This is a genomic window from Paenibacillus sp. P5_B5, from assembly GCF_056400365.1.
Genome location: NZ_JBFULK010000035.1, coordinates 1 through 10,636 on the forward strand (window position 1 = coordinate 1; position 10,636 = coordinate 10,636).

A 10,636-nucleotide genomic window follows, 5' to 3' on the forward strand; every position below is an offset into this window, starting at 1 on the left:
CCGTCAAGCGATGCGTGCAGAAATAGAACGAGTTTTCTCATTTTCAGTTCTCCTTTGTTCATGAGGGATATCTACATTATACATTTACTACATTTTAGCATAATTCAACTTGGGTTGTTTCTTATGGATTGCTAATCCCAAACCTGCCCATTAGCTTAGTAAAAAGAGCAATATACCGAAGCACCTGCTCATCAATGTGAATCATTCAACTATAGTGTCCCGTTAGTTCAATGATAAACAATCTTATTAAATTGAAGTGTGCTTTGAAATAGAATCGATTATTAAATTCCAGTCGTCATAATGAAGCTCATGTCCAGTGCCTTCCAATGTCAGTAAAACCGCACCGGGAATTTCTTTAGCAAGATTTTTTCCATGTTCATAAGGAATAATGGGATCTTCAGTACCATGTACAATCAGAGTGGGTACATTTATTTCACTCGTCCTAACTAGATAGGATTCTCCACCTGTCAGTAAGGCGTGATTACTCATGCTGGCCATATTGTTACTTCTTGTAAATTCTTTTTTAGCCAAAATGCCAACTTTTTTTTCATTAAAAGAATGCTTCGAACCTACAAGGATTCTTGATCTGTCTATAGCATATTCGGTTACAGATTGTTCGTTAGTCCAATCAATAACCCCCATATTCGAGAAAAAATCCATAATCTTTTCCTCCATCGGGGGGAGTTGCGGAGCAAAATTGGATGTTGATAGGAGGGTAATAGTTAGAACTCTCTCTGGATGCCGCAGAGCTATCATTTGAGTCAACATACCGCCCATGGACATGCCTACGATATGCGCTTGCTCAATCTTATAAGCATCCAATACTCGAACGGCATCATCTGCCATGTCTTCGAAAGTATAGCCCACTTGACCAGGTTCGTAAGTTGTTGAACGTCCAACATCGCGATTATCATAGCGAATGACAAAACGCCCTGCATCTGCTAAACGCTGGCAGAATTCTTCTTCCCACCAAATCATTGAGGATTGGGCACCCATAATCAGCAAAATGGCTGGGTTAACTAGTTTTCCGAAACTGTCGGTACATATTTCAATTTCATCTACATTGATTAATCGTTCGTTCATGTGAATTCCTCCAATGTTTTATATACAAAATAAAAAACACAGGCTATTGGCCTGTGCATACAGTATTCGAAAAAGAATTTGAGAATGAACGCAATAAGTTGATTACCCTATGATAGACTTGCAGTCCAGTCACCGGATAGATCAAAATAGGGTTCATTACATTTTCTTCAAATCCAGTCTATGCGACATGAGGATATAGTTACCCCTGTCCCCAAACGCATATAACTAAACTAGGTTACCGCGTAGGCAAACCATTCTTCGATTACTGTGCACACAAAATAGCCATAAACCACTATTTAATTCATTGTGCAAAGAATATCGAAAAATTAGTTTATCACACGTAACCCCTCCGTCCTTATCAATTAAAGCAATGCTAACATATGATGAATTTCCATGTCAATACTTGGGAAGTCTTCTTCAAGCTAACGCTAGTCGCCCGTTAGTTGAACAGGCTGCCAATGTTATCGGCAGCCTGTTGTCTTTGTGCTATCGTGTCCCGTTAGTTTATGAAGAACAGAGACGCTTCTTAAACAATCGCGCCCGTTAATAATATACAAGCGCTTTATTTAAGATTTACTTTCACCTGTAAATATAATAACCGCACCAACAACAATGACAAACATAAACGCCATTAAAGCAAGACCGAAAACAGACTGTTTTAAGAATAAGCTAAAAATAACGATAGGGGTACCAATCATAGCGACAATTGATGCAAATTTCATATAACGGACAACGTTTGGAGAAACCTCGGGTTCCTCTTGGTACTGCCAACGTCTTCCAAATAAAAAACTATCTTCAGGACAATTATAGGTCCAAATAAAGAATGCATAAAGTGGAATCATAAAAATTACTGTTATAACGATTTCGCCTATCATATTTCCCCCACCTTTATAAAATCTATTCATAGGATTGAAAAAACCTTCCCAAAATGAAAATCCAATTACTACTGAGACGTTTTTGAAGGCTAAAGGTCACAAAAAACGTTTGTTAAACAATCTGGCCCGATTGTTGTACAAAAGATAAACAACACTCTTCAACTAACCTGCCCGTTACTTCAATGCGAAGGGAGCAACTGCTCGTAGCGGGCTGCTCCCTGGTTGTCTGAACTATCGTTGTTCGTTAGTTTACTTGTCTTTAAATTTTTTCAACTCACCTATAAAACAAGAAATTAATGAAACTATTAAACCTAAAAATGAAACACCAAGTCCGAATGCTGATGCTGAACCACTTGATGATAATATTAATGCTATTCCTAAAAGTGATATTGAAATACCTAAAAGTGATAAACGCATAATTACATCCCCTTCTTACAAACTTTTACAAGAAAACTATACCATTTTCTCTCCAACTAAACTGCCTGTTACTTCAATGAACAAAAGAGGAGCTGCCGCGAAGCATACCCCTCCACTAAAGTGTCCCGTTAGTTTAACGCTCTAGAGCAAATAATCTAATCTTGGTAAAACAATTTGAAGTAAGAATGTTTTTATTTAGTTCTTGTAATGTTTTTATAAATTCCTCGGTTTTTGAAATAAGTTCTTTTTCAAAATCTCCCCAGTGTATTGTCTCGTTGATAATTTCTTCTTTTATTGCATTAATAAATAGTTCTCTATCAGTTCGAATTAACGGACCCTCATGAATTTCAAGATTTAACTGACTAACGACAAGTTCATTTCCTTCTTGAATGAACTCAAGCCAAGTCCAAGGGTTTTTAATATACTTTAATGCGGCGTAATTGTTTTTTTGAAGTTGGTAATACACATCGATAAGAAAATCAAAGTGAGTCAATATTAGCTCAGAATAAATGCGCTTTGTCTCTAATCTCATTTCAGGTGAAGGATAAGATATATACTCAATTCCATTTATGATTATGGTAAAACAACCGTAAATCTGATTATATTCCTTGTTAAAGGTCTGGAGGTCAATTGCGCGAAGCTCAAGGATATCATCTTCAAAGATTTCATATTTAATTTCAAACATCAGAAATCACTCCGAACTTAATGAGATGCACATATATTACCATAGTACAGAGCGATAAAGTTGATTGTGTTTACATTAGTTTGTTGCGTTAACCTGTCCGTTAGTTGAGAAACGACAGCCAGTAACACCAGCTGCCGTCCCTTAGAGCTTATTGAACAAACATGTCCGTTAGCGTAATGATGTTCGGTTCGGACCGAGGGCCGAATGGACCGAATAGTGAATATGGTGTTAGGCGAAGTTCTCGTACCCACAATTAATCCAATTCATTGAGAACTTTAGAAAGCACTGATTTAAATGACTCTTTATAAATGGAGATTTCATATCCATCAGCGATGCACTCAAATAATTCATTATGAAAGAGTAGTAAATAATGAATTCGATCTTTCCATAATTCTGGATTGTAATAATCATGTATGCTATTTATTTTTTCTTCTGCTTTAATCCAGTTAGAATTAATTACTTTATGTGCACTATAAAACTTTAGTCCCTTTTCATATAAAGGATGTCCGTACATTACTTCATCATTTGCCCCACCAAATTTGTAAGCATAGCAGCCAATAAATTTAACTACGGCAATCGGAATATCCTCATTATTATTTGGGTTAATAACTTTAACAGTTGTTCTATCCCAGTCCTGGCTCTCTTCTTCTATGTAATAAATTAAGTAGGTTTGATATCCTGAAGAAATAACATGAGGTATCGGAGCTCCAACATCCCACGATGGATTCCAGTCAATCGGAAGTGCATATTCATCCATATTGGTAGATTTCTTAAACAACATTAAAAGCCTCCAACTATTTATTATTTATCACATATTTGACTTAGAGAATTTCGCCTAACGACTTATTCACGAACTTCACAAATTCTTCGTACTTGAAGTATTCGTGAAGTGATTGAACTATCCTGCCCGTTAGCCGAACAAAGGGCTACCACTCGGCAGCCCTCTCATTATTGAACAATAGTGTCCCGTTAGCTGAAAACTAAAATCAAACTTCTACATATAATTCAATCCAAATATCATCCCATTTTTTCTCCTGCATACGCTCAATATATATTGAGTGCAACTTGCTATTATTTTGATAATATGGAGTAGGTTTAACAATCTTTTCAAACAAATCCTCTAGTCCATATGGAGCCATTATTTCAAGTTCACTATTGCACATTTTTACAGCTATTGCAGTTGGTATTTCTGTAAAATGAGCAACACCATCAAAGGAACAAGTATAAGAATCAAATCCATTTTTCAAATGCATACGTGCTTGATTTTTTACTGACCACGGCAGATTAGGCATTAAAATTTCTAGTTTTTTTTCTATATCTTTTTCTGTTTCCCACGAAGTATCTGTGCTATCAAAATAAATAACATCAATGTCATTTATAGGTGTATTGATGTTGTGTAATACATCCCATACTTTATTTCTAATGAGTCCAGCTGCAACCCAAGCGTCATTTAATTTTAATTTCTCAACGGTTTTTAAAATAGATATTATGTTATCGTCATTTTTTATAATATCTATCAACTGCGTTTCGTAATTAGTCACATCAATTCTCCTTTATTCAAACCTGCTATTTCCTTGAATATTATAACTTAAAAATTTCTATAGATTAACTTTACAATTCGAAACGTCTTATTCCACTATTCTGCCCATTAATTGAACAAAGGGCTACCAATTGGCAGCCCTTGCATTATTGAACTATCGTGTCCCGTTAGCGTAATAATTAACTCACTGAATTTGCTATTTCAACAAGCAAACTTGCTAGAATTTTGTCTTCTATTCGATCATCAACCGACAGACACTTTTGTTTGTTTTCTTGTTTAATTAAAGCACTCGTTAGTTGAATAGGGAACTACCTACTTATGTCTCTTGTGTAAGACTATTTAAACTCTTTTCTATATAGTTTAAAAGCATAAATTGCCCCGACCAAAAATACTATCCCTTGAAATAGAGTAAAGAACTGACGGAAGTATTCGATATTACGATCAATTAATGTAATAAAAAGGGCATTCATAATGATTTGGGTAGTAAACATAAATGAAGCGATTTTAAGATAAATGGCATTTGTTCTTTCATCAGGTTTACCAAATTTATTTCCAATATATGCAAGCGTTGATAGCGAACCTACAAACAAGACCATCGTTAAGCCCACAATAATATTGAAGTTTTCTGAGCTTTCTAACATCCAATTATTTAGTACATCAATCATTGTTATCATCCTTTCTCACGTAAGAAAATATTTCATTAATATCCACTTCAAAATAATTAGCTATTCGAAACGCTAATACAAGAGAAGGAGAATAATTATTCTTTTCCATTACAAATATGGTTTGCTTAGAAACTCCGACAGCATCAGCCAACTCCTTTTGTGACATTCTCCTTAACACCCTATGTTCGTACACTTTATTTACAATAGAATCTCCAAAGTCTTCTTTCAAAGCTAACACCTCCCTTGTTACATACATAATAGACTTTTATTTTATAAAAGTAAAGTATACTTATATAAAAGAAAAGTTTTTATGTATAAAAGTAATGTGAAGCACACCTTTAATAAGAGTTATAGGTATCATTCATATTCAAAACAATTAAAAATACCAAAAGGTTTAGTTTCTCAATATTTAAGAAACTAAACCTTATGAATATGTTTTAATCTACAACATTATTTTAAAACTCTCTTAAGCTAAACTGCCCGTTAGCTCAATGCCTATGTCAAGTTTACAGCTTTATTTACCACGGCAATCAGATCAAAATGTTGTCATTAGTCGGCAATCGGATCAGATTCTTGTCATTTTGTTTTGACAACAATCTGATCCGATAAAATAAAAAAACCACGATATACGTGGAAATTAATCGGACAATATTCATGTCAACCGACACTTTTCCATTCTCATAAGCCCAGGTTTTATATCTACAGGTACAATACCTTCAATCCAGTTAACTGCTGAATTTCTAGTTTTGAATGACTTTCCTACTTCACGACTATGTGGCACCACATGTGGTCAAACTCTACGTTGGACCGGCAGTAGTGAACTTCACAGGTGCACTTACCATTCCCATTTGTTTCTCTTCGTCGGGAATGTATCAAGTTCTTGTCACTCATCGGGAATGTTTTAAGTTCTTGTCATCGCTCATTGACAAGAACTTGAAACATATATAACAAAAAGCCGCATAATATGCGGCTTATTATGATACTATGTTCTTGTCATCCGACATTTGTTGTCCATTGTTTATTGAGCTCTCGTTTCCCGTTAGCTTAATTCATTTGCCCGTTATTTAAGCTACTGTTCTGATTCAATCATTTCCCCATAACTAATTCTCTGACACATTAATGTATTTCAGTTGCTTCATCMCATAGAGGAAATCAGGCCGCTGACTGATCATACACATTCCTAAGTCCAAGATTCACAGGTGCTTCAGCTTCTCTAGCTCGAGCGGTAGCTCATGGATCGAGGTGTATTGAATTGTAAGCTGCTCCAGTTGATCCAACTCTCCAATCTCCGGCGGGATGCGGTTTAGGCTGATCTCTTCCTTTGGCTTAACCCGATACCCGGGAGTTGGCCGATCCGAGCTCGCACAATGAATGCAAAGCTCTCTCAGGTTCTTCAGCCTGGATATTGATGCGGGAATACTCTCCAAATCAGCCGTCAAAATTTTTAAGCGTTCAAGCTTGCTCAACTCAAACAGTCCTTCGGGTAGACGATAAAGATCCTGTTCAAAAATTTCTAGATCACGTATCTCTGTAAGTTCCCGGATTCGCTCAGGCAGCTCTGTCAGCCTATGTCCACTTATATACAGCCAATCGGTTTTATGCTTAATGGCATCATCTAGCAGACGATCCAGGTCCCGGTGAGCCTTTGATTTCAAAAAAAGCCCTGTAATTCGATCCATCAGTTCGATTGCTTCTTCCTCAGTTACTTCCATACCATACATATGTTCATGCACAACTGAGTAAAGGTAGTCTCCGCCACCTTCCTTCAAGAAACACAAGTCTTCCGGCATGCTAGGATAAATCCAATCCGACAGGCGGTTTGCCATTTGCTTCAGTAGGTTCCCACTTTCTTCGCAGCCTCTAAAAAACAGTAGGTTCCCGAGGTATAAAAGGCCTGACTGCGATAAGTATTTCTTATTTGTGTAACTTCATCCATATTATCGCCTTGGATTACGATTGACTTCACCAGGTAAGGTTCCAGCGCTTCCAATACGATTCTGTATTGGCACCGTACCACATCAGCCGGAATTTTCTCCCCAAGCACAAAACATTCCGAGTTCCGTATCGCCAAATCTATTACCTACTCGTAAGCTTCGCCTTTAGGGTCTGTATACATTCTTATCATATAAGTCTCCATTCCCATTCGAAGTAATAATATTCCTAATGGCATGATACCACAAATTGGAATTATCCTGCCCATTACTTCAATGCGAAAGGGAGCAGCTGCTCGTAGCGGTTTGCTCCCTGGTTGTCTGAACTATCGTGTCCCGTTAGCTGAACGCTCACGTCGATGACCGGCTCTGGTCAAGTGGCAACCACATGGGGTCAAGTACGCTGATCGTTAAGATATGTTTTGACTGAAGGAGCAATATAGATCGAGAACTGCTTCAAGATACCTTCAGGAGTATTATCTGTGATGACCATCGAACGATATTTAGGCTGCATGAATTGCTCACGCTGCATAACATCAAACATGGACACAATCGGATCAAAATATTGATTAATATTCAGAAAACCACATGGCTTGTTATGTAAACCCAACTGGCCCCAAGTAAAAATCTCGAAAAATTCTTCCATTGTCCCGGGTCCTCCGGGAAGAGCAATGAATCCGTCTGCCAATTCGGCCATCTTGGCTTTACGTTCGTGCATGGAATCCACCATAATGAGCTCTGTTAGCCCTTTATGCGCAATTTCGCGATTTTGCAAAAAAAAGGGGAGGACCCCGATCACTTGACCTCCTTGTGCCAACACAGCATCAGCAACAGCTCCCATCAGACCAACATTGGCTCCACCGTAAATAAGGGTGATCTGGCGTTTGGCAAGCACATGACCTAGTTTCACTGCACTTTCTTTATATATAGAAGAGGCTCCCTCACTGGAGCCACAGAATACTGCGATTGATTTCATAGTCGAACTCTCCAATTTTTTATTTTGATGAATAGCGTGCTACAAGTTTTTGTTTATGAGTTTTTAAGATATCTTCGAAGGATATATCATATCTATTTGCGATGACAATGAGATTTCCTAATACATCCCCAAGCTCTTCTGTTAGATCAGATTTGTTCTCCTGATATGAGCCTTCAACCTCATCAGGGCGATCTCGTCCGATCTCCAGTGCACGAATCGCACGTGCTACTTCACCGGTTTCCTCCGCAAGAAATCCAATCCGAACAAAGATATCCAAGTCTGACCATTTCCTTTGTTGATAGTATTCCTTCACCCACTGTTGAAATTCATTAATATTCATTTTACCTCCATTTGCAAAACATTTTTCGAACAAGAGATTCCAAAAAATCATACCATAATTCGATAGTAACAATCTATGTCAATATCTCTCCTAGCTCTCTGTTTACGTATCAGTAAAAACGGTACTCATGATTAAATCATCTTACCGTTCGATTTGATGGATAGTTTATCCGACTTAAGTTTAACTACCTGCCCGTTAGCGCAACAAGACTGCCAAACGAACTGGCAGCCTTGTCATGAACTATCGTTCTCCGTTAGTTGAACACATTAATTGCTCCATCACCTCTATTATTTTCTTGATGACTTGTTCTTCGTCACTAATGACCTGTTCTGAAGTCAAGAGCATTAGTTCGTGATGATTTCCGATGCAGATGGAACGCATGGCCTGTTTAAACATAGGTACATCATTAGCATCATTACCAAATGCAATAAAATCAAGGGGAGGTACTCCCATCATTTGTAGACCTGTCCACTTATTAACGTCTATTGGGCTGATATCGATAATATCTTCCGACCCATGCAAATACGTAACAATCGGTAACTCTCTCAACTCACTTAACATCTTTTGCAAATTGCTACTACGTAAAACAACTACTTTTACAATCTCATTTAATTCTTCAAGACGAACATTTCTCGCTCTTTGATCCGGATCCAAATTTCTTCGAATCGGATGCTCATAACTACCTGAATATGCATAATCCCAAGCGCTATCGACTAAATAATCGGCATCAAAGGTTTTTATTATCTTGATAATATCGTCAGCCGTAGATGAGTTGAAGTGAACAGTGGAAATGTTAAGTCCCTTCGTAACAACAAATGCTCCATTCCCTCCTACCATCGGGAAATGGTGCATCTGTGGAGGTAATATAGGTAGTAGATCCCGAATGGGTCTAGCCGAGGCAAATATAATTTCATGTCCTCTGTCCACTAACAATTCTAATGTATCGATCATCTGTTTACTTAAAGGTTTTCCTTTAAAGCATATGGTACCATCCAGATCAAAAACAAACTTCATTCCTGTTACCCCCTTTTCTTTTTATAATCTTATCAGTTTCTTGTATAATGAAAAGGACAGATGTCCAAAAAAGGAGTACATGATGAGATCATCTATAGATCAAGAAAATATACAGCATTACATCTCAAAATTTAACCTAAATCAATTATTCTCTGAACCTGAATCACTCCCTATTTATCTTAATGTATATGAACGGGGTGAGCTAGTGCTGAAAGAAGGTGATGAATTGACAGGTGTTTATTTCCAAGTAGAGGGTCAAACAAAGGTGTCTTCTAGTGTGGGTACAGGGAAATCATTGCTTTTAAGGTTCTGCCATCCGTTATCGGTTTTTGGGGATGTTGAACTCTTCCAAAAAGTAGTCATCCAATCGCAGGTTGAAGCCATTCAACCATCTAGCTTTCTGTTTATCAACAAACAAACCGTTGAAACAAAACTGATGCATGATCACAGATTCTTGCTCGAACTTTTAAAACATCTCTCGTATAAGTTACAAACATGTACTACGGCTTCAAGGATTAACTTATTAGCATCTGTTGAGGAACGGCTTGCGAGTTATTTATTAACGACGAGATTGCAAAATGAGTTCGGCAAGGAAATTCAAACTTCGCATATTTCTGAGATTTCATCTTTGATAGGAACTACACCTCGTCATTTGAATCGAGTAATCCAGAGTCTTACAGATATGAAAGTACTTAAAAAAGAGAAAAAATGCCTGATCGTTTTAGATTGGGAGCGTCTAGATGAGCTGTCAAATGCGTTGCGGTATGAATAAACGGGCGGAAATATAAACTAATATTCTATATAATCCATAATCTTTCTATACTAACCTTCCCTTTAGCTTAATAGACACAAGGAACAGCTGCCTCGGCAAACTGCTCCTTGTTTCGTTCAACTATCGTGTCCCGTTACTTCAACAAACGCTGCTTATTTCTTTTTAATGGGTATCCATATTTCGCTTTTAAATTGCGGCGATGCTACATCTTTCTGCTCATTCCAGAGCATTTCAGGCCCTTCGCTTAGCTCATATTCCGAAGACGGAAACCATTCGGAATAAATGCGTCCCCAGATCTCTTGAAGCGCACTCGGAAAAGGGCCAACGGCCGTGAATAC

The 10,636-nt window shown here is 37.6% G+C and carries 14 protein-coding genes; 1 reads left to right on the forward strand and 13 read right to left on the reverse strand.

Annotated features, from left to right (window positions below):
• Nucleotides 1-246: 246 nt before the first annotated feature.
• The 12 genes from mle to AC1DOK_RS24110 all read right to left on the reverse strand — a co-directional run bounded on the left by mle (nucleotide 247) and on the right by AC1DOK_RS24110 (nucleotide 9,526).
• Nucleotides 247-1,083, reverse strand: coding sequence for an alpha/beta fold macrolide esterase (mle, locus tag AC1DOK_RS24055; RefSeq protein WP_477556822.1), 837 nt, complete (start codon nucleotides 1,081-1,083; stop codon nucleotides 247-249).
• 566 nt (nucleotides 1,084-1,649) lie between these two features.
• Complete coding sequence (locus AC1DOK_RS24060) at nucleotides 1,650-1,958, reverse strand: hypothetical protein (RefSeq protein ID WP_477556823.1); 309 nt, start codon at nucleotides 1,956-1,958, stop codon at nucleotides 1,650-1,652.
• Between the two features lie 249 nt (nucleotides 1,959-2,207).
• The gene (locus AC1DOK_RS24065) at nucleotides 2,208-2,375 is read right to left on the reverse strand and encodes a hypothetical protein (RefSeq protein ID WP_477556824.1); all 168 of its coding nucleotides are present in this window, start codon (nucleotides 2,373-2,375) and stop codon (nucleotides 2,208-2,210) included.
• A gap of 133 nt (nucleotides 2,376-2,508) precedes the next feature.
• Nucleotides 2,509-3,060, reverse strand: coding sequence for a hypothetical protein (locus AC1DOK_RS24070; protein WP_477556825.1), 552 nt, complete (start codon nucleotides 3,058-3,060; stop codon nucleotides 2,509-2,511).
• A 253-nt stretch (nucleotides 3,061-3,313) separates the two neighbouring features.
• Nucleotides 3,314-3,841 carry a hypothetical protein gene (locus tag AC1DOK_RS24075; protein ID WP_477556826.1) on the reverse strand — a complete coding sequence of 176 codons (528 nt, stop codon included), beginning with the start codon at nucleotides 3,839-3,841 and terminating at the stop codon, nucleotides 3,314-3,316.
• A gap of 205 nt (nucleotides 3,842-4,046) precedes the next feature.
• Nucleotides 4,047-4,601, reverse strand: coding sequence for a nucleotidyltransferase family protein (locus tag AC1DOK_RS24080; protein WP_477556827.1), 555 nt, complete (start codon nucleotides 4,599-4,601; stop codon nucleotides 4,047-4,049).
• Between the two features lie 334 nt (nucleotides 4,602-4,935).
• Entirely contained in the window at nucleotides 4,936-5,265 is a 330-nt protein-coding gene (locus tag AC1DOK_RS24085) for a 6-aminohexanoate hydrolase (RefSeq protein WP_477556828.1), read from the reverse strand.
• A complete protein-coding gene (locus AC1DOK_RS24090; RefSeq protein ID WP_477556829.1) occupies nucleotides 5,258-5,494 on the reverse strand; it encodes a helix-turn-helix transcriptional regulator in 237 nt (78 codons plus the stop codon). Before AC1DOK_RS24090 ends, AC1DOK_RS24085 begins: the two co-directional genes overlap by 8 nt.
• A 964-nt stretch (nucleotides 5,495-6,458) precedes the next feature.
• A complete protein-coding gene (locus AC1DOK_RS24095; protein WP_477556830.1) occupies nucleotides 6,459-7,091 on the reverse strand; it encodes a leucine-rich repeat domain-containing protein in 633 nt (210 codons plus the stop codon).
• Between the two features lie 499 nt (nucleotides 7,092-7,590).
• Nucleotides 7,591-8,172, reverse strand: coding sequence for an LOG family protein (locus AC1DOK_RS24100; protein ID WP_477556831.1), 582 nt, complete (start codon nucleotides 8,170-8,172; stop codon nucleotides 7,591-7,593).
• A gap of 19 nt (nucleotides 8,173-8,191) precedes the next feature.
• Nucleotides 8,192-8,512, reverse strand: a complete 321-nt coding sequence (locus tag AC1DOK_RS24105; protein WP_477556832.1) for a MazG nucleotide pyrophosphohydrolase domain-containing protein — start codon at nucleotides 8,510-8,512, stop codon at nucleotides 8,192-8,194.
• Nucleotides 8,513-8,752: 240 nt separating this feature from the next.
• Entirely contained in the window at nucleotides 8,753-9,526 is a 774-nt protein-coding gene (locus AC1DOK_RS24110) for an HAD-IIB family hydrolase (protein WP_477556833.1), read from the reverse strand.
• Nucleotides 9,527-9,608: 82 nt separating this feature from the next.
• On the opposite strand from AC1DOK_RS24110, the gene AC1DOK_RS24115 reads away from it, so the two are divergent.
• On the forward strand, nucleotides 9,609-10,298 hold the full coding sequence (locus tag AC1DOK_RS24115; RefSeq protein ID WP_477556834.1) for a Crp/Fnr family transcriptional regulator: 690 nt from the start codon (nucleotides 9,609-9,611) through the stop codon (nucleotides 10,296-10,298).
• 152 nt (nucleotides 10,299-10,450) lie between these two features.
• On the opposite strand, the gene AC1DOK_RS24120 is transcribed toward AC1DOK_RS24115, so the two are convergent.
• Nucleotides 10,451-10,636, reverse strand: a 186-nt coding sequence (locus tag AC1DOK_RS24120) for a GyrI-like domain-containing protein (RefSeq protein WP_477556835.1), incomplete at its 5' end; no start/stop codon positions are given.

Bases quoted from the DNA above. Each gene is read 5' to 3' on its own strand.
- AC1DOK_RS24060 (WP_477556823.1), bottom strand. From the start codon at position 1,958: ATGATAGGCGAAATCGTTATAACAGTAATTTTTATGATTCCACTTTAT.
- AC1DOK_RS24095 (WP_477556830.1), bottom strand. From the start codon at position 7,091: ATGGCAAACCGCCTGTCGGATTGGATTTATCCTAGCATGCCGGAAGAC.
- mle (WP_477556822.1), bottom strand. From the start codon at position 1,083: ATGAACGAACGATTAATCAATGTAGATGAAATTGAAATATGTACCGAC.
- AC1DOK_RS24115 (WP_477556834.1), top strand. From the start codon at position 9,609: ATGAGATCATCTATAGATCAAGAAAATATACAGCATTACATCTCAAAA.
- AC1DOK_RS24075 (WP_477556826.1), bottom strand. From the start codon at position 3,841: ATGTTGTTTAAGAAATCTACCAATATGGATGAATATGCACTTCCGATT.
- AC1DOK_RS24065 (WP_477556824.1), bottom strand. From the start codon at position 2,375: ATGCGTTTATCACTTTTAGGTATTTCAATATCACTTTTAGGAATAGCA.
- AC1DOK_RS24105 (WP_477556832.1), bottom strand. From the start codon at position 8,512: ATGAATATTAATGAATTTCAACAGTGGGTGAAGGAATACTATCAACAA.
- AC1DOK_RS24110 (WP_477556833.1), bottom strand. From the start codon at position 9,526: ATGAAGTTTGTTTTTGATCTGGATGGTACCATATGCTTTAAAGGAAAA.
- AC1DOK_RS24070 (WP_477556825.1), bottom strand. From the start codon at position 3,060: ATGTTTGAAATTAAATATGAAATCTTTGAAGATGATATCCTTGAGCTT.
- AC1DOK_RS24100 (WP_477556831.1), bottom strand. From the start codon at position 8,172: ATGAAATCAATCGCAGTATTCTGTGGCTCCAGTGAGGGAGCCTCTTCT.
- AC1DOK_RS24085 (WP_477556828.1), bottom strand. From the start codon at position 5,265: ATGATTGATGTACTAAATAATTGGATGTTAGAAAGCTCAGAAAACTTC.